The following is a 17,268-nucleotide window of genomic DNA, read 5'->3' as shown; positions in this document are numbered from 1 at the left end:
CCAACCTAGCGCGGGCCGGCAACGCGGGCGCGTGACCGCTACCGGGCACTCCCACGTCTGCTACCGGGTCAACCCACCGGGTCAACCCACAGGCGCTACCAAAAGGGACGGCTAAACACTAGCGTTACGGGATACGGCTATTCGCCAATCCGGTTGCAGGACGAGTACCGGAAACTCGCTGGTGTTTTTGAGGAGGGCGGCGCTTCACTTGACATTACGACTGAGGCAGGCAGCAACACGGTGAAAGCGCTCCTCGATGTGGCATCGGCGGCGAATCAGTCTGCTGGGGCGACGATGCTGATGACGGGTGATCAGGAGGCTGCGAACGCGATTCTTGATGAGGGCCGGCAGCGGGTGATTGATATGCGGGTTGCGTTGGGTGAGGATCCTGGGGTGGCTGCGGCGTGGGCTGACGGGCTGGTGTCGTCGTCGGCTGAAGTGGAGCAGGCGATGCAGCAGGTCGCGTCGGCGGTGGATGGGATTGCGCCGGAGAAGATTGTGCAGGTCGATGCTGAGACTGCTGACGCGCTCAAAGATATTGACGGCGTGAATGTGGTGAAGATCGATGACAAAACTGCGTACGTGTACGGCGACAACAAGGACGCGAACGCGAAGATCGATGAGATCGTGGCGAAGCATATGCCGGGTAAGTCGACGGCGATCACCGCGAATGACAAGAGTTTCTGGGATTCGTGGTTCGCGATCCAGAACGCTCAGATGCGTGACAAGGTGGTGAACATTGTGAAGAATGTGACGGAGACGTTCTCGAGTCTGGGCACGCCGAAGTCTGCGGACGGGAACCTATTCACCTTCGCAAATGGTGGCGGTCTTGATACCGGCATTTATGCGGGCGGTCCACCGATCACGCGTTTTGCTGAGCCTGAGACTCAGTGGGAAGCGTTCATCTCGGGTAAGCCGGATCAGCGTGACCGTAACCGGCAGATCTGGGCCGAGACCGGCAACCGTCTGGATGCGTTTTCGGGACTCGAGTCCCGTATCGCGGAGATCGTGGTTAATCAGGGAATGCCGTCAACGCTGGTGGTGCGGGACGTGAATGAACGGCTGATTGGCACGATGGCTGTCGTAGCTGATCGAAAGATTGATCAGTTCGTGGAGCAGCAGGCGTCGGAGCATCGTCGCAGTTGGTAAACAGTATTGCCCCTCTCTGGTTTCGGCCAGAGAGGGGCAATACGGGTTTCTATGCAGCTATGCCGATAGCGGCTCTAAAGTGTTAGTTTGAGGCCAAAGGGATTCATGGGCGTCGAAACCGGAAGTAAACTTCTCAAAGAGCTCCTGCCGTGGCACTGAATCCGGAGAGCGCGGCTGCCTCACTGATGTCCACCATTGTGCAGTGGCTGACGGGGCCACAAAAACGAACATTGAGGACCACGGACCTACCGAAGAGGTCACCTGACTCTTCCTCCATTCCGATCCGACGTAGCTATGCGCTAGCGACCTTGTAAGAAGGTGAGACTTTGCGCAGGACGTTGATTCGGTGCTATCGGCTAAGAGAACGGTGAGGGCGAGCGCGGAATTCGCCATTTCCTGTAAAGCCTCCGCCAGTTCTGTTTCCTGCTTCCGCTCCCGAATGCGGGCCGCCACGGCAGAACCAAGTGCGAGCAGAACAATGACTAGTCCCGCGACAATTACCACCACTTCAGAAATAATAATCATCACGAAACCTCCTCCTGGGCCTCAGGATATCCTAGATTCATTTGCGTGTGTTGTGACGCACTTCATCAAGCTTTTCATTCATTGAAGCTGTCGTCTTCTCGATCGAGATGAGTGATTTGTCGAGCAAACTGTGTACGGAGTCAAGAGCCGTCTTGGTGGTGGTGACAGACTCACGGGCAATCTCGTTCAATGTCTGATCTGATGGAAAGAGCTTCTTGATCAGGGGAGGTCCAGCGACCATGATCACCGCAGTCAAGAAAGATACGACCGCTGCGATAACCGGGAGTGCTGAACCCGAAGAACCTGATTCGGATGTAGCTTCTTGTAAGAACCAGATCAATGTTCCTCCAGGTTCAGAACTGAAATATCATTACCACCACGTTCAAACTTGGCAACTGAGGCAGACAATTCTGCAATTTCTTCAGAAAGCTGTCGCAGCTCCGTGGGCGTAATCTGGAAATTGATTGTATGCCCTCCTGAAGCGACTTGATCGTCAAACCCGAACCGTGCGGACACTAAGGGAAGGACAGCTGCGTGCTCTGCCTTGGAGTCAATAACGCGAAGATCTATTGCAAATTTAAAGAATCTGAGGAGAGGGGAAATTGCGTCTCGCCCTTCGATGGCCTCTAGCTTGAGCATTTGTGCTGAAGCGTCACGTAGGAGGGATCGAATACGGGACGTCTTAAGGTCATCAATTTCAGCTTTTGATTGGATGTCCTGAAGCACTTTATCAACGCCGTCTCGAATGCCGGCATCGTACAGCAAATGTAAAGATCGGACCCGTAAATCGAGCTTGGATTCCACAGCATCCAAGTTCTGCTGTGTATGCATGTACTCACTTAAAACCGTTGAGCAAATGACTTCAAACTCGGCAGCGGGTAGCTCTAAGGTCTCCAGGAGCGTCTCTAGATAAGATTCCACATCCAAATAAGGGGCGAGGCGAGTCATATGGTCAGCCTAGTCGAGTTCTACTACTTTTAAATGGGCTATTTAGCTGCCAAATGATGGATGAAGTGGGAACCCTAGGAGCGACAATTGATCGGGCGAGAACTCCCATCATCACCGCGCCATCAAATCATGGGTGATCTCACAAACTCGATCCGGAGCTCGTGCGCGTTTACTTCAAATTGTGACCCTAGGAAACTCCACTTCTTCGCATTTGCTGCATTCCCACCAAGCTTCCCACCAGAAGAGTGTTCCTTGTCGGCATTTGGGGCAGGAGCCGTTGGTGATGAGCTCGGGATCGTCTTTGATCATGTGGTGACCATATCGTTGGGTCCAACAAGATGATGACAATTGGCCAAGGGGGTGCGGTTCACACGCCCCCATCCCGCATTTCAGGTGCGAGCTGCACATGTGTAACACGTGTCCAGGTCCACCCAGCATGATCTGACAACAAATCTGACAACAATCGCCCCGAAAACGTGCAGAATGAACCAATCCCCAGTAATCCAAAAGGGTTGAGACGAAGCCACATTTATAGATGCTGACCAGGTGGTTTAGCTCCGAGGAGGTTCGATTCCTCTCCAGGGCACTTACTTATTGGGGTATCGTGCCGCCCGCACGCTGCCGGGTAGGTGCCGCCACAGATGCAAAGCCTACGGCGATTCCGCGTCCCGATTGTTATCGACTTTCGTGTAACGGCCACGTTTGTCACGCACCTGTCCATCGCCAGTGCTCTGAGCTGTAGCGGCGGCTGACTTCTCAACGAGTTCTTGAGCCGCAGCGATACGGTCCGCCCCAAAAACGATGTCAAACAGATCTAGCTCCCGATCGGTCGCGCCAAGCTCACTTGCGTATCTAGGTATGCGGGTTGCTGCGTCGGCCGCCTTAGCAATAGCTTCATAGGCTTGATCGATGGTTATTGCGTAGCGGTCTCGATCAGCGATGAGGAGCCGCAGATCGCGGTCGTGAGGGTCGTCCTCCCGGTTAATGGGAGTGCCCTCGAGCTCGCCTGGGTGCGGGATCACATCGAAAGCAGGGGAAGCAGCCCAGTCGGCGCTTGTGCGGAGAAAACCATGGTTGCGGGCGTGGTCGTCGGCATTATTGACCAGGACGGTAAAAGCGACGCGTCGAAAGAGCTCGGCTCCAAGCTTTACTTTGTTCTCTGAGACAGCGAGTGCTTCAGATGCAAGTTGAGCGTAGGTGAAATCTGTTGCATCAGAAAGTTGCAAAAGGCCGGCGGCGCTTCGGTACCCGATGCGCCAGCCGTTCTCGTCCCGGTCAAATCGCTCCAGCAACGAAACACCATCAGAGCCACCTTGGCCGGGCACATACTTCATTTGGGCCACGTTGATCCCTGCGTGTGCTGCGGCTCGCGAGGTCGCTACCTCCCAACGTGCGACATCCCACCTGTCGTCTCGGCTGGGCAACTTCGCTAAAGCTAGGCGACCTGAGTCAAGCCTCACTGTGAACTTTGGTCGAGCTCCGCCTGCGCCGGTGCCGGTCGGGAGCAAGCGGAGAGCTTGCTCGTCGAGTTCCTCTTCGGTTTCGACTCGTCCTGTCACCGTAGCCATCCATGGGAGGAAATCTGTATCGACGATATTTGCTGCTTGTTCCGCTGGTGATCCTGGGCGTGAGAAGCGTAGCGCACCCTGCCTGGTCTCATCAGGAATTCGCAGAAGTATGTCGAGGTCGGTGAGTCGGCGCGGGCGCCGGCCCTCCTTGCGCGCGGTGCGGCGCTCGGCAGACTCAATCAGCCTGGTGCCCCACCGGTCTGGCTGCACATCACGAAACGCGAAGAAAGTGTTGAGGTGTACCGCGGGGACATGTAACGCTGTATCGAGTGGAAGGTCAGGGGATAGTGCGTACCGGAGCGGGTCAGCAAGGTAGGACTGTGAGTAACGAAACGTCATAACCGGCTGACGGCGCGGCTTAATGAGGAGCTGTTCAATGCAACCAGCATTTACCTGCCTCCCGTCAGGCAGCTGCACCTCTACCTCAACCCGCTCAGATTCGGTGGCGTTCATGAACGGTGCCCGTCAAGAAACGCGGCAAGCCGTGCTCGACCCTGGGCCGACTGCAGCGGGTCAGCGCCCGTGACGACAGGGTCAAGCAGGCCGACAGCGCGGAGAATCTCGAGAGCCGCAGCGAACCCAATGTTCTCTCCCCGCTCAAATTTCCGTAGCGTGGTCAAACTCACGCCAGCGCGAGCTGCTGTGCGTTTCGCGGTAAGGCTGTTGAGCTTCCGCATCGTGGTGACGTGTTCACCCACTGTCTCCATTGCACGTTGTACGGGCGCAGAGGGAACCACCATAATCACTTCCCTTCAGATCTGCCAGAATAGTAACACTTTTGCGTTAAAGCTGACAGATTACTGGCACCTTTGCGATGGATCTTGCTGCATCGTGAACCGTGTCACGAGCTCGATCGGCTGAGGCACTAGTCGCGTGAGAACGGTGGATGCACGAGCAGATCGACGCGCTCCGTGAGAAACGCAGCGAGGGTTTGTGCCCCGGCGAGCGGGGCGCCCGCGCGCCAGCGCACTCGCACCTCGCCGTCGGCCAAGCCGATTGGCAACTCGCTGTCTGCACCGGCGCTGTCTGCATCGACGCGGCCCGCAACGGCACGATCCGGATCAAGATCAGGGGTGAGCGCGTTAGTGGGCGCGCCCGCGGCCGTCATGAGTGGCACCGCATCGAAGCTCACGGGGGAGCCGACTGCGTAGCCGCCGCGCAGTGCGGCGGCCGCGATCTCGCGGCGCTCCTCGCGCGACTCCGACTGAAAGCTGGGGCGCCCGCGCTCGGCCGCGCGTGTGGAGTGGCCGTGCGCGTAGAGCGCGCCGTCGCCGCCGAGCAGCAGCGTGCCGAGGCGCCAAGCCTCGCCGAGTGGCTGCATCGTCGCTTTGCGGCGCCACAGAAATGTGCCGCGCTCGGGCACGTACTCGGCGAGCGCCTCGGGCGCGATGCCAGCTTCACGCAGCGCCTCAGCGGCCGCGGCGCACGCGAGCGCGGCACGCTGCCACGCCTCGCGCGTCTGTTTGTCACTCGCCATGGGGCAAGTTTATCGCGCGCGATGCCCCGCGCCCCGGCGAGCGCGGCCCATAAACTGGGGGCATGAGCACACACGAGGCGGCAAGCACCGGCGCGGCAGGCAACGACGGCGCCGAATCCATCGAGGTCGAGCGCAAGTATGAGGTGCCTGAGCACGCGGTCATGCCGCGGGCCGAGGCCTATGCGGCGCTCGGGCTCACGCTCGATGCGCCCGAGACACACGAGCTGCGGGCCACCTATTTTGACACTCCGGATCGCGCCCTCGCCCGCGCCGGCATAGCCGTGCGCGAGCGCAGCGGTGGGCACGACGCAGGGTGGCACGTGAAACAACGGCTCTCGGGTGGCGTGCGGGAGGTCGCCTGGCCACCCGCGCCCGAGGCGCCCGAGGCGCTGATCGCGAAACTGCACGAGCTGCTGGCGGGTAACACGGGTGAAGCGGGTGCAGCGGTCGCTGGCCCTGTGGTCGCGACGCTGCAGCTCGAACCGCTTGCGCAGATGCGCACCACCCGAGTGACGACGCTCGTGCGGCAGACGGGCAAGCCGGTGATCGAGCTCGCAGACGACCGTGTGCTCGGCATCGATCATACGGCTGGCGGGGTGCGCAGAGCCTGGCGCGAGTGGGAGGCTGAGCTGGTGCTGGGGGAGGACCCCGCGGTGCTCGCCCTGGTGGAACCGCTGCTGCTCGCAGCGGGGGCGGTGCCGTCGCTCAGTTTCGCGAAGATCGCTCGGGCCTCGGGGCAGCTCGTGGTGGTCGCCAAGCAGCGCGGTGCGAGCCCGGCGCAGATCAGTGCGCTCGAGGCACTCGACGCCGATGATCAGGCGCGGGCGCGTACCCTTGAAGTATGACGCGCAGCCCCAAGAACAACAAGCCCAAGCAGCCTGGCAGTAAGGGCGATGAGCCGTCGCCCGAGGCGAAGCGCAAGCAGATGTTTGTGGGAATCGGCATGGGGCTGGCGATGGGCCTCGTACTCAGTCTGCTCACTCAGTTCTGGCTGTGGCTTCCCGCCGGCCTCGCTATGGGGCTTGCGACGGGTGCGATCATGAAGCCACCCGCCGAGTAGCGGCGCACACGCGCCACAAAATGCCAATGTCACTTGCGTTGACATTGGCATTTACAGATCGTCCGAGGTGTGCAATGATCGTGAGTGGACATCGACGACGAGGACTCCATGAAACCCACCATTTTTGAAACGAACCGCCCCGCAGCCAAGATCGTTGAAGACGCGCTCGCGGGCACTAAGCTCGGCTGCTTTTGGATCGACGACGTCGCGGGTAAAGCCGCGCGCTACCCCGTACTCGCTCACGACGCCCGCGTCGATGACGTGGTCGTCGGCGGCGGATACGCGGGCCTGTGGACCGCGATCAAGCTCAAGACCGAGCACCCCGACCGTCGGGTGATGCTGCTCGAAGCCGTGCAGGTGGGCTGGGCGGCCTCGGGCCGCAACGGCGGGTTCTGCGAGGCGAGCATCACACACGGCGAACCCAACGCCGAGTCGCGCTGGCCTAACGAAACCGGCACCCTGCGCCGCCTGGGCTACGAGAACCTCGACGCGATGGAGAAGTTCTTCGCCGACAACAACTTTGATGTTGACTTCGAGCGCACCGGCCAGCTGTCGGTTGCGAACGCGCCGCACCAGGTCGACTGGCTCGGTGAAAGCGACGACCCCACCGTCGAGGTGCTCGATCAGGCTGAAGTGCAGGGCCGCATCAACTCGCCCACGTTCTTAGGCGGCGAGTTCGCCCCCCGCGAGAACGCCAACCTGCACCCCGCAAAGCTCGCCGCAGAGCTTGCGCGCCACGCCGCCGAGATCGGCGTCGAGATTCACGAGGGCACCCCGGTGCAGCGGCTTGACGGCTCGGCAGATACCCCCATGCAGCTCACCACAACAGGCGGTACGGTCACGGCCGAACGCGTCGCGCTGTGCACCAACGTGTTTCCGTCTCTGTTGAAGCGCTACCGGTTTCACACGGTGCCCGTCTATGACTACGTACTCATGACCGAACCGCTCACAGCTGAACAGCTCGCAGCGATCGGCTGGGACGGCCGCGAGGGCCTCGCCGACATGGCTAACCAGTTTCACTACTCGCGCCTCACCGCCGACAACCGCATTCTGTGGGGCGGCTACGACGCGGTCTACTTCTCGGGCGGCAAGATCAAACGCGAATACGAAGACCGCATGGAGAGCCATCGCAAGCTCGCGAGCCACTTCTTCACCACTTTCCCGCAGCTAGCGGGCGTCAAGTTCAGCCACCGCTGGGCGGGCGTCATCGACACGTCGACGCGGTTTTGCGCGTTCTTCGGCCAGGCTCACGGCGGCCGCGTGCAGTATGTCTCGGGCTTCACCGGCCTGGGGGTGGGCGCGACCCATTTCGCGGCCGACGTGCTCGTCGACCGCTTCGAGGGCCGCGTCACCGAGCGCACCGAGCTCGAAATGGTCAAGCAGGTGCCCCTGCCCTTCCCGCCCGAGCCCGCCGCCTCCATCGGCATCAACCTCACCCGCTGGTCGCTCGACCGCGCCGACCACAACGACGGCAAACGCAACGTGCTGCTCAAAACGCTCGACGCGCTCGGCCTGGGGTTCGACTCGTGAGCGCGGCTGAGCTGCTGCCCGAGGGGCGAAACCACGCGGTCAGCGCACTCACGGCGGGCGTCGCCCTCGAGGCGGTGCCCGAGGCCGACACCGTTGCGGGGGTTCCCCAGCAGGGCGTCACCGAGCTCGGGACCGTAGCGGGCGCCGAGCTTGGCATCTGGGAGCTGCGCGCGGGCGTCGTTACCGACACCGAGGTCGACGAACTCTTCGTCGTGCTCTCGGGTGAGGCTACCATCGAGATCCTGTCGGGCGCAGAAGCGGGCCGCGAGATCACGGTGCGCGCGGGCGACGCGATGCGCCTCGTCGGCGGCACGCGCACGCGCTGGAACGTGCGCGAGCACATCCGCAAAATCTATATCGCGGCCGAGTAACCTGCCAGGCTTTTGATCCGGATCGCCCGCTGCGCCGTATTCCTGGCGTACAGCGGGTGATCGGTAGGATTGTGACGTGGAAGAACACAGAGGTGAGATAGGCCCCGCCGGGGGCGCGGAGCAGGAGCTCCCCCTCGGAGTGCGCGTCGCCGCGGCCTGGTCATGGCGGCTGATGCTGATCGGCCTGGCGTGCGCCGGTTTCTTCTGGCTCATCGTGCAGGTGCGCATCATCGTGATTCCCATCTTTGTGGCGATCTTGCTCACCGCGCTGCTTGCGCCAGTCGTGCACTGGTTTGAACGCCACGGGGTGCCGCGCGGCGTGGGCATTCTCGTTGCCCTGGCCTCGTTCGCGGCATCGGTGTGGGTGCTGGTGTGGCTCATTGTGACCCAGATGCGCAACGGCTTTGACGACCTGGCCGCGCGCTCGACCGAGGTATGGAAAGAAACGCTCAAGACCGTCGAGGGTAACTCGTTTGGCTTCTCGGCCGAACAGGTCGACGGGTTCATGGCGCAGTTCATGAAAACGGTGGAGGGGCACCAGTCTGAGATATGGAACGGTGCGCTCGGTGTCGCCACCTCAGCCGGCCAGTTCATCGCAGGTATTCTCCTCACCCTGTTCTCGCTGATCTTCATGCTGATCGACGGTAAGCGCATCTGGTACTGGGTGCTCGGGTTCTTGCCGGCGAAGGCACACGCCCCCGTCGACGCCGCGGGCAGCGCCGGCTGGGTGTCGGTCGGACAGTATGTGCGCGTGCAGATTTTTGTCGCGTTCGTCGACGCTGTCGGCATCGGTGTCGGCGCCGCGCTGCTCGGTGTACCGCTGCCGATTCCCATCGCGATCCTGGTCTTTCTGGGCTCGTTTATCCCGTTTCTCGGCGCGATCTCGACGGGGTTGCTCGCCACGTTCGTGGCACTCATCTACAACGGCCCCGTCAACGCGCTCATCATGCTGGGCGTCGTGATTCTGGTGAACCAGATCGAGGGCCACGTGCTGCAGCCGCTCGTCATGGGCAGCGCGGTGCGCGTGCACCCGCTCGGCGTGGTGCTCGCGGTGTCGACCGGCGCGCTGCTCGCCGGGATCCCGGGCGCGCTATTCGCGGTGCCGCTCGCGGCCTCTGCGAACGCGATCGTCAACACATTCGTGAAGAAAGCGTGGACGCCGGGCATTGATCCGGTGGCCGAATATCACAGGCGCGCACACACCAGAACAGCGGCCAAGAAACGCGCCAAATCGTTTGCCAAGTTTATTCGCAAGGAAGGACAATGATGACCGAGGGCTACACCGCACCCACCCTGGCCGAGTTTGAACAGACCCTCGAGGTCGTGCACCGGGTAACGCGCCGCACTCCGCTCGAGTCGTCACGCTTCCTCGCCGAGAGCCTGGGCGTCTCGCGCGTCTACATGAAGTGTGAAAACCTGCAGCGCACGGGCGCCTACAAGCTACGCGGCGCCTACAACAGGCTCACACGCCTCACCCCCGAAGAGCGCGAGCGTGGCGTCGTGGCGGCGTCGGCCGGCAACCACGCCCAGGGCGTCGCGTACGCCGCCCGCGAGCTCGGCATCAAAGCCACGATCTTCATGCCTCGCGGCGTCGCGCTGCCCAAGCTCCAGGCCACGAAGGGCTATGGCGCAAACGTCGAGCTCGTGGGAGCGACATTCGACGAGACGAACAAGGCTGCGCAGGAGTTCGTTGCGCAGACCGGCGCCGTGTTCATTCCCCCGTTCGATGACCCGGCCGTGATCGCAGGCCAGGGCACCGTCGCACTCGAGATGCTGGCCGACGCCCCCGAGATCGAGACGTTCGTCGTACCCATCGGCGGAGGCGGGCTCATCGCAGGCATCGCGGCGGCCGCGAAGCAGTGGGCTGAGGCCAACGGCCGCACCATTCGGGTGATCGGCGTGCAGGCTGAGAACGCTGCGCCATACCCGGCGTCGCTCGCGGCCGGCGAACCCGTCACCATTCAGACGAAGTCGACGATCGCTGATGGCATCGCGGTCGCGCGCCCCGGCAGCCGCAACTTCGACGTGGTGAGCAAGTACGTTGACCAGGTCGTCACCGTGAGTGACGACGACATCGCGCGCGCCATCGTGATGCTCCTCGAGCGCGCCAAGCTGGTCGTTGAACCCGCGGGTGCCGCGGGCGTCGCCGCGCTCCTCGCGGGTAAAGTTTCGGCCTCGGGCGTCACCGCGACCGTGCTATCGGGCGGCAACATCGACCCGCTGCTCTTGCAGCGCGTGATTGGCCACGGTCTCGCGGCCTCGGCGCGTTACACCAAGCTGCGCATTCTGCTGCCGGATCAGCCCGGCCAGCTCGTGCGCACCGCGACAATCGTCGCCGAGAACAACGCGAACGTTGTCGAGGTGATTCACACGCGCCACGCCACCGAATTGCCGGTCAGTGAGGTCGAGCTTGAGCTGCACGTAGAGACCCGCGGCCACGAGCACGGCGAGCAGGTCGCACAGGCGCTACGTGACGCGGGCTACGTGGTACGGGTGGGCGAGCGCTACTAGCAGTCAACCTTGTACAGGTGGGCGGCGCCCTCACGGTCAATCTCCGTGAGCGGCGCCGTCTTCTTGATGTCGTCGAGACCCTTAAACTGTGCGCCCCCACGGTCGTAGGTGGGGTCGTCTGAGCCAATAACGTGGGTCACACCGAGATCGCTAATCAGCTTGCATGCGTCGGCGGGATTCAGATCCCTGAACGTTGCAGCGAATTCCATCGCTTCGGCCGTGTACAGGCCCTTGAGGTGCGGAAACAGTACATGGCGGTCGCCGACCGCGTAGGCGAGCCACGACCCGTTCCACGGGTTGCCCGCGATCAGAGCATCGTCGGGGGTGGTGTCGCCCAGGCGTGACATGAGCGCGAACTCGTCGCTCGAGACCATGCCCGAGCCCTCGGTCAGCGTAAACATATCGCTCACGTCGTCGCGCACGGCCTCCATGCTCGGCCCCCGGGTACCGGTCAAAATGACAAGAAGTACGAGAGTTGCGGCAGCCACCTGCCGGGCCGAGCTCGAGAGCTTCAGCGGGCTGACCCACTGCGCGTCAGCAGCGCCTGAGCGGGCCAGGTCGAGCATCACGCCCGCGCCGTAGACAGCGAGCGGCATCGCCGTGATGGGCAAGAGGAACGCGAGTCGATTCACGTCGTTGTACCAACCGATCGTGAACAGGTCACGGAACGGCCCGGTAGTGGAGGCGACAATGACGTAGAGCATCACTGTGATGGCGTAGGAGACGACCAACCAGCGGTGTTTGCGGCGCACCCAGATCATCACGATACCCACGAGCATCAACACGGTGACAAACCACGCTGTGGCCCGGGTGATGGGGGAGTTGGTGACCGCGCCGAGCGCCGCCACCACAAAGTTGGCGTTATAGGCGCGGCTGCTGTCGCCGGTCTTGATCTGTGACCACATGACACCCATCGCGATGAGCGTGAAGGCAATGCCAGCCAGCCGCCACCATGCCGCACGGCAGCTGCCCAATCGCTTGAAGTTCTCGCGGGCGACCACAATGAATAGCGGCACCGAAATGGCGACCAGACCGAGCGCGGCGTTGGGGTGGGCGAGGGCGGCCGCCCCGAGCGCACCCACAAACCCGACCCACACGGCGGCGATACGACCGGTTTCGGCGAGGGCGTGGTGGCGCAGCGCCGCGTGCAAGAAGCCCAGGGCGATGGGCAGTAGCGCGACCGACAGCAGGTTGGGGTAGAGGATGCCCCAGGAGAACAGGTGATACGGGAAAGCCGAGAAAGCGGCGGCAAGGATGCCGGCCGCGAGGATACTCGCAACGTTCGATCTAAAGAACGGGCGCGCAAAGAACAAGATGGCGATCGGCCACACGCCAGCAGCGGTCACGAGGCTCACCGCATTGGTGGCGAGGGGAATGGAAGCGCCGCTCAGACTGGTGACGAGCGAGACCACGGCGTGCCAGAGCGTAGGGTAAAACGACTGGCTCGCCTCGGGCGTCACCATGGTCATTGCCAGCGGTGACGCGTTGCCGGTCTCGAGGATCCACGCGACCGCGTTGATGTGAAACGCGTTATCGTACGACTGCGAGAAGATCTCGGGCTGCCCGATCGCGCGCACCAGCACGAACGAGATCAGCGCCGCCGCGATGAGAAAGGCCGCGATATACGCGAGTCGCCTGGGGTTCGCGGCACCCTCATACGCGGGTACCGGCCTGCGGTCGAACAGCCGCACAGCGAGAGCCAAAGCCGTCACCGCCGCGGTCACAATAGCGATGGGCACAAGCCCCCAGCCGAGGCCCACGACGGGGGCCGCGAACGACGCGAGCGCTATGACCGCGAACGATGCAGCTACTGATCCGGCCACGAGGGAGAGGCCGCGCAGCCGCAGTGCGGCAGCGATGGGCAGGCCTGGCAGGATAGCGAGAGCAGCGGCGACGCTAAACGCCGGGACGATGTGCAGCCAAGCGATCATCTCTAGATGTCTTCTTTGTCGGTGTTGGTGTCGGTGTCGTTGCTGCGGTGTTCGAGCGCGCGCGCCTCCATCAGCGCGACCGCTCGTGCCAGATCAGTGACCCGTGCATCGCTGCGCGCCTTCGCCCGCACAGTGGCGACCGCGAAGATGAGCATGGCCACAATGAACAGGTAGAGCAGCAGGTCGGTGCCGCGGCCGATGCCAAAGAAGTTGGCGATGCTGGTGAGCACGGTGGGAAACAGGATCGCACAGACCGCGGCGATGACGAACAGGATCGCAAAAATGCGCTTGAGCGCGAGCGAACGCTCACCGGGCAAGAACCGTACTGCCAGCACGGCGGCAACAATGATGACCGCAATGAGGAGAAACTGAAAGAGAGTCACGCTGCGGGCCCCTACCTGATGATCAGATCGACGAGAATGTTCACGGAGTTCAAGAGCGACTGGCCCTTCGCTTTCGAGTAGTCGGTGTAGATCACTTCGACCGGGTACTCAGCGTAGGGCAGCCCGGTCTTGCCGAGCTTCACAACGATCTCGGTGCCGTGAGCCATGCGGTCTTGTCGCAGTTTAAACATGCGCAGCGCGTCGGCACGGATCACGCGCAACCCGTTGTGGGCGTCGGTGAGCCTGGTGCGCGTGGTGATGTTGGTGACGGCGACGGCCGTCTTGAGTACAATCTTCTTCAGAATGCCGGGCTTTGTACGGTCATCAAGAAAACGCGAACCAAACACGATCGCCAACTTCTCAGCCTGAGCGCGCTCGAGCATCGCGTGTGCGTCGATGACTCGGTGCTGCCCGTCTGCGTCGAAGGTGACAACGTACTCGGCTCCGCGTTCAAGCGCGTAGTCGAAACCCGTCTGGAGCGCCGCTCCCTGGCCGAGATTAATCGGGTGGGTGACGATGTGGGCGCCGGCGGCACGCGCAATCGCGCCAGATCCGTCGCTCGAACCGTCATCGATGACCACGACGTTGGTAAAAACGGGAAGCAGATCATGAATCACGCCTGCAATGACGGTTGCCTCGTTATAGAGCGGAATAACCACCCAAGCTGTGGCGGCAGATCCGTCGTGTGCCGCGGGTTCAAAGCTCATAAGGGTATTCTGGCAGACGATTGTGTGCGTATTCCTGTTGTCAGCGCGCACGCGAAAGGTGAAAACTATATGTCTGTCGACTTTATCCCCGCTGCGAAGCCCATCATTGGTGACGAAGAACGGGAGGCCGTCGACCGTGTGCTGCGCAGTGGCATGATCGCACAGGGCCCCGAAGTCGCGGCGTTTGAGACGGAGTTCGCCGCACACTTTGTGCAGGGCCGCGAAACGGTCGCCGTAAACTCGGGCACGAGCGGGCAGCATCTCGGGCTGCTTGCCGCGGGTGTAGGCGCGGGCGATGAGGTCATTGTGCCGTCGTTCACGTTCGCTGCGACGGGTAACTCGGTCGCACTGACGGGCGCGACCCCCGTGTTCGCTGACATCGATGCGCGCACCTTTACGCTCGATCCGGCATCGGTTGAGGCCGCGATCACCCCGCGCACCAAGGGCATCATGCCCGTACACCTGTATGGCCACCCGTTCTTGGTCGACCAGATCGAGGCAATTGCACAGAAGCACGGCCTCGCGATCTACGAAGATGCGGCGCAGGCGCACGGTGCGTCATGGGCGGGTCGCCCTGTCGGCACGCTGGGTGACTTCGCGATGTTCTCGCTCTACCCGACAAAGAACATGACGTCGGGTGAGGGTGGCATGGTCACCTGCGCCACGGCTGAGATTGCACGCAACATGCGCCTGCTGCGCAACCAAGGCATGGAGACGCAGTATGCCAACGAGGTGATCGGGTTTAACACCCGCATGACCGATATTCACGCCGCGATCGGGCGCGTGCAGCTCACCAAGGTGAATGCGTGGACCGCGCAGCGCCAGGCGAATGCCGCGGCGCTGAACGACGGGCTTGCGGGGCTCGACGGCGTGGTGACGCCGTACGTCGCGCCCGAGGCGGTGCACGTGTACCACCAGTACACGATTCGTGTTGATGCGGCAGAGCGCGACCACCTGCGCGACGCGTTGAAGGCCGAGCACAACATTGGGGCGGGCGTCTACTACCCGATCCCCAACCACCGTCTGCCCTCGCTCGCAAAGTTTGCGCCCGGCCTCGAGCTGCCCGAGACCGAGAAGGCTGCCGCCTCGGTGCTGTCGCTGCCCGTGCACCCGTCACTGGGTGAGGGCGACGTTGATCGCATTATCGCGGGCGTGACCGCGGTTCTTACGGCGGGAGCGTAACGAGCAGCGTCTCGCACGAGCGAGCAGGTCTCACCACATTATGAAAGCAATTTGGCGCGTACTTCGGCAGCTCATGCCGTTGCTTCCGCGAGGCGCACAGCGCTATTTCGTCGGATACATCGTGGCGACGAGCCTCATCACCACGCTTGACGCGGTGGGCATGGCGCTGCTCGCCGTCACGATCGGCCCGATGCTGCTCGGCAACTCGATCACGATCCCGTTCATCGGGTCGCTCGGGCCCGACGCGGCACCGGCGCTGGTGTTGATCTCGCTCGGTCTCATGACGCTGAAGTCGTTCCTGAACGTCGTGCTGCAGTGGTTCGCCACACGCCGCTTCGCGAAGTACGAGCTGGAGGTCGGTGACCGACTGTTTCGGGCATACATTGGTTCGAGCTGGGAGCAGCGCTCTAAGCGCACCGTCGCAGAGATCACCCGTATCGCCGACGCCGGCATCGCGAACGCAATGGCCGGCTTCATTCTGCCGTTGATGCGCGTACCCTCATCGTTCTTCACGTTTATTCTCGTGCTCGGGGTGCTCGTGGTGGCCGACCCGATGACCTCGGTCATCGCGTTCGTATACCTCTCCCTGGTGATGATGCTGGTGCACTTCATCGTGACCAAACGGGCGCTCGAAGCCGGGCAAGTGCACCGGGACTACAGCTATCGGGTCGCCAACCTGATGACCGAGATGATCGAGGCGTTGAAGGAGCTGAGCCTGCGCAACAGGCTGGGCGAAGTCGCCGAACTCGTGAACGACAACCGCAAGCACGGCACCAGGGCGCGCGCCAACGGCTCGTTTCTGAGTGTGCTGCCCGGCTTCGCATTCGAGACGGCGCTGCTGGGTGGAATCGCGCTCATCGGCGGGTTCTCGTACTTTCAAGGCGGTATGGAGGCAGCGCTGGCATCGGTCGCACTGTTTGCGACGACTGGCTTTCGGCTGATCCCCGCACTCACGGGACTGCAGGGCGGCATCGTACAGGCGACAGCAAGCCTGCCAGGCGCCGTTGACGTGGTGGGTGACCTCATCGCCGCAGAAGAAGACATGCAGACCTCGCAAACGCCCGCTGATTCGGCCGAACTCTCTGAGACCCCGCGACGCCTCGTGCTCGACAATGTGAACTTTCGATACCCCGGAGCTGAAAGCGATGTGATTCGTGGCATGTCACTTGACGTGCCGCTGGGCTCATCGATCGGCATTGTGGGGCCTTCAGGGGCGGGCAAGTCGACGCTCATCGACCTGCTGTTGGGGCTGAGTCAGCCCTCTGACGGGCAGATTCTGCTTGACAGCGAACCGCTGCAGAACGTGCTGCGCCAGTGGCGCGGGCGGGTCGGTTACGTGCCGCAGCGCGTCGCACTGTTTGATGGCAGCATTGCGCAGAACGTCGCCCTCACGTGGACCAACGAGATCGACGAAGACCGAGTGCATCGCGCACTCGAACGCGCCCAGCTTGCCACGTTGCTCGATTCGCGCGCCGGTGGAATCCACGAACCTATCGGCGAGCGAGGTGTCTCGCTTTCGGGCGGCCAGCAGCAGCGCTTGGGCATCGCTCGGGCTCTGTACACCGACCCACTCGTGCTCGTGCTCGACGAAGCGACCAGCTCGCTCGACACGAAAACCGAGGACGAGGTGACGAAGGCGATTCGCGACCTGCAGGGCGAGGTCACTCTCATCTCGGTGGCGCACCGGCTCTCGACGATCAAGGACTACGACCGCGTCTGCTACCTCGATGAGGGCCGGATCGCTGCGCAGGGAACCTTTAGCGAGGTGGCACTTGCGCACCCATCGTTTGGTGAGCAGGTCGCCCTCGCAGGCCTCGCGGGCGAGCTGAGCAAGTAGCCGCCACGCGTGTGGATTCTGATTCTTCTATGTTTGTCAACTCGCCAGTCGAGGGGCGGCCGCGGCGTTCAACTGCCGAAACACTTGAC

The 17,268-nt window shown here is 62.4% G+C and carries 17 protein-coding genes; 9 read left to right on the top strand and 8 right to left on the bottom strand.

The window, feature by feature from the left end; genetic code table 11:
- Nucleotides 1-240: 240 nt before the first annotated feature.
- Nucleotides 241-1,149 carry a hypothetical protein gene (locus tag ACXR2T_RS15690; RefSeq protein WP_489945558.1) on the top strand — a complete coding sequence of 303 codons (909 nt, stop codon included), beginning with the start codon at nt 241-243 and terminating at the stop codon, nt 1,147-1,149.
- Between the two features lie 562 nt (nt 1,150-1,711).
- Here the strand turns inward: ACXR2T_RS15690 and ACXR2T_RS15685 are convergent.
- The 5 genes from ACXR2T_RS15685 to ACXR2T_RS15665 all read right to left on the bottom strand — a co-directional run bounded on the left by ACXR2T_RS15685 (nt 1,712) and on the right by ACXR2T_RS15665 (nt 5,667).
- Nucleotides 1,712-1,930, bottom strand: coding sequence for a hypothetical protein (locus tag ACXR2T_RS15685; RefSeq protein ID WP_489945557.1), 219 nt, complete (start codon nt 1,928-1,930; stop codon nt 1,712-1,714).
- 80 nt (nt 1,931-2,010) lie between these two features.
- On the bottom strand, nt 2,011-2,622 hold the full coding sequence (locus ACXR2T_RS15680; protein ID WP_458838418.1) for a hypothetical protein: 612 nt from the start codon (nt 2,620-2,622) through the stop codon (nt 2,011-2,013).
- 650 nt (nt 2,623-3,272) lie between these two features.
- Nucleotides 3,273-4,190, bottom strand: coding sequence for a type II toxin-antitoxin system HipA family toxin (locus ACXR2T_RS15675; RefSeq protein WP_489945559.1), 918 nt, complete (start codon nt 4,188-4,190; stop codon nt 3,273-3,275).
- 449 nt (nt 4,191-4,639) lie between these two features.
- Complete coding sequence (locus tag ACXR2T_RS15670) at nt 4,640-4,930, bottom strand: helix-turn-helix domain-containing protein (RefSeq protein WP_458838420.1); 291 nt, start codon at nt 4,928-4,930, stop codon at nt 4,640-4,642.
- A gap of 125 nt (nt 4,931-5,055) precedes the next feature.
- On the bottom strand, nt 5,056-5,667 hold the full coding sequence (locus ACXR2T_RS15665; RefSeq protein ID WP_458838421.1) for a hypothetical protein: 612 nt from the start codon (nt 5,665-5,667) through the stop codon (nt 5,056-5,058).
- 62 nt (nt 5,668-5,729) lie between these two features.
- Between ACXR2T_RS15665 and ACXR2T_RS15660 the strand changes: the two genes are divergently transcribed.
- From ACXR2T_RS15660 to ilvA, 6 genes are all read left to right on the top strand, one after another.
- Nucleotides 5,730-6,512: a CYTH domain-containing protein gene (locus ACXR2T_RS15660; protein ID WP_458838422.1), complete on the top strand. Its 783-nt coding sequence runs from the start codon at nt 5,730-5,732 to the stop codon at nt 6,510-6,512.
- On the top strand, nt 6,509-6,727 hold the full coding sequence (locus ACXR2T_RS15655) for an HPP family protein (RefSeq protein WP_458811855.1): 219 nt from the start codon (nt 6,509-6,511) through the stop codon (nt 6,725-6,727). The genes ACXR2T_RS15660 and ACXR2T_RS15655 overlap by 4 nt, the downstream gene beginning before the upstream one ends.
- Before the next feature lie 108 nt (nt 6,728-6,835).
- Entirely contained in the window at nt 6,836-8,257 is a 1,422-nt protein-coding gene (locus ACXR2T_RS15650; protein ID WP_458838423.1) for an NAD(P)/FAD-dependent oxidoreductase, read from the top strand.
- A complete protein-coding gene (locus tag ACXR2T_RS15645) occupies nt 8,254-8,628 on the top strand; it encodes a cupin domain-containing protein (RefSeq protein WP_458838424.1) in 375 nt (124 codons plus the stop codon). The genes ACXR2T_RS15650 and ACXR2T_RS15645 overlap by 4 nt, the downstream gene beginning before the upstream one ends.
- 76 nt (nt 8,629-8,704) lie before the next feature.
- The gene (locus ACXR2T_RS15640) at nt 8,705-9,895 is read left to right on the top strand and encodes an AI-2E family transporter (protein WP_458838425.1); all 1,191 of its coding nucleotides are present in this window, start codon (nt 8,705-8,707) and stop codon (nt 9,893-9,895) included.
- Nucleotides 9,892-11,139, top strand: a complete 1,248-nt coding sequence (gene ilvA / locus ACXR2T_RS15635) for a threonine ammonia-lyase (protein WP_458838426.1) — start codon at nt 9,892-9,894, stop codon at nt 11,137-11,139. The genes ACXR2T_RS15640 and ilvA overlap by 4 nt, the downstream gene beginning before the upstream one ends.
- Here ilvA and ACXR2T_RS15630 read toward each other — a convergent pair.
- From ACXR2T_RS15630 to ACXR2T_RS15620, 3 genes are read right to left on the bottom strand one after another with little or no spacing between them, the layout of a single operon-like run.
- On the bottom strand, nt 11,136-13,070 hold the full coding sequence (locus tag ACXR2T_RS15630) for a DUF6541 family protein (protein WP_458838427.1): 1,935 nt from the start codon (nt 13,068-13,070) through the stop codon (nt 11,136-11,138). The two genes, ilvA and ACXR2T_RS15630, sit on opposite strands and share 4 nt — an antisense overlap.
- Nucleotides 13,071-13,072: 2 nt before the next feature.
- Complete coding sequence (locus tag ACXR2T_RS15625) at nt 13,073-13,453, bottom strand: DUF2304 domain-containing protein (protein WP_458838428.1); 381 nt, start codon at nt 13,451-13,453, stop codon at nt 13,073-13,075.
- 11 nt (nt 13,454-13,464) lie between these two features.
- Complete coding sequence (locus ACXR2T_RS15620) at nt 13,465-14,160, bottom strand: glycosyltransferase family 2 protein (RefSeq protein WP_458838429.1); 696 nt, start codon at nt 14,158-14,160, stop codon at nt 13,465-13,467.
- A 69-nt stretch (nt 14,161-14,229) separates the two neighbouring features.
- Between ACXR2T_RS15620 and ACXR2T_RS15615 the strand changes: the two genes are divergently transcribed.
- Entirely contained in the window at nt 14,230-15,342 is a 1,113-nt protein-coding gene (locus tag ACXR2T_RS15615; protein WP_458838430.1) for a DegT/DnrJ/EryC1/StrS family aminotransferase, read from the top strand.
- A 73-nt stretch (nt 15,343-15,415) separates the two neighbouring features.
- A complete protein-coding gene (locus ACXR2T_RS15610) occupies nt 15,416-17,179 on the top strand; it encodes an ABC transporter ATP-binding protein (protein WP_458811827.1) in 1,764 nt (587 codons plus the stop codon).
- Nucleotides 17,180-17,268: the final 89 nt, after the last annotated feature.

Source organism: Leucobacter faecis, from assembly GCF_054456635.2.
The sequence above is the reverse complement of the archived record's forward strand: the minus strand, read 5'-3'. Positions and strand labels throughout refer to the sequence as shown.

What these genes read in the sequence shown, in the direction of transcription:
- ACXR2T_RS15680 (WP_458838418.1), bottom strand. Translation starts at nt 2,622, where the DNA reads ATGACTCGCCTCGCCCCTTATTTGGATGTGGAATCTTATCTAGAGACG.
- ACXR2T_RS15675 (WP_489945559.1), bottom strand. Translation starts at nt 4,190, where the DNA reads ATGGCTACGGTGACAGGACGAGTCGAAACCGAAGAGGAACTCGACGAG.
- ACXR2T_RS15670 (WP_458838420.1), bottom strand. Translation starts at nt 4,930, where the DNA reads ATGGTGGTTCCCTCTGCGCCCGTACAACGTGCAATGGAGACAGTGGGT.
- ACXR2T_RS15665 (WP_458838421.1), bottom strand. Translation starts at nt 5,667, where the DNA reads ATGGCGAGTGACAAACAGACGCGCGAGGCGTGGCAGCGTGCCGCGCTC.
- ACXR2T_RS15660 (WP_458838422.1), top strand. Translation starts at nt 5,730, where the DNA reads ATGAGCACACACGAGGCGGCAAGCACCGGCGCGGCAGGCAACGACGGC.
- ACXR2T_RS15655 (WP_458811855.1), top strand. Translation starts at nt 6,509, where the DNA reads ATGACGCGCAGCCCCAAGAACAACAAGCCCAAGCAGCCTGGCAGTAAG.
- ACXR2T_RS15650 (WP_458838423.1), top strand. Translation starts at nt 6,836, where the DNA reads ATGAAACCCACCATTTTTGAAACGAACCGCCCCGCAGCCAAGATCGTT.
- ilvA (WP_458838426.1), top strand. Translation starts at nt 9,892, where the DNA reads ATGATGACCGAGGGCTACACCGCACCCACCCTGGCCGAGTTTGAACAG.
- ACXR2T_RS15630 (WP_458838427.1), bottom strand. Translation starts at nt 13,070, where the DNA reads ATGATCGCTTGGCTGCACATCGTCCCGGCGTTTAGCGTCGCCGCTGCT.
- ACXR2T_RS15620 (WP_458838429.1), bottom strand. Translation starts at nt 14,160, where the DNA reads ATGAGCTTTGAACCCGCGGCACACGACGGATCTGCCGCCACAGCTTGG.
- ACXR2T_RS15615 (WP_458838430.1), top strand. Translation starts at nt 14,230, where the DNA reads ATGTCTGTCGACTTTATCCCCGCTGCGAAGCCCATCATTGGTGACGAA.
- ACXR2T_RS15610 (WP_458811827.1), top strand. Translation starts at nt 15,416, where the DNA reads ATGCCGTTGCTTCCGCGAGGCGCACAGCGCTATTTCGTCGGATACATC.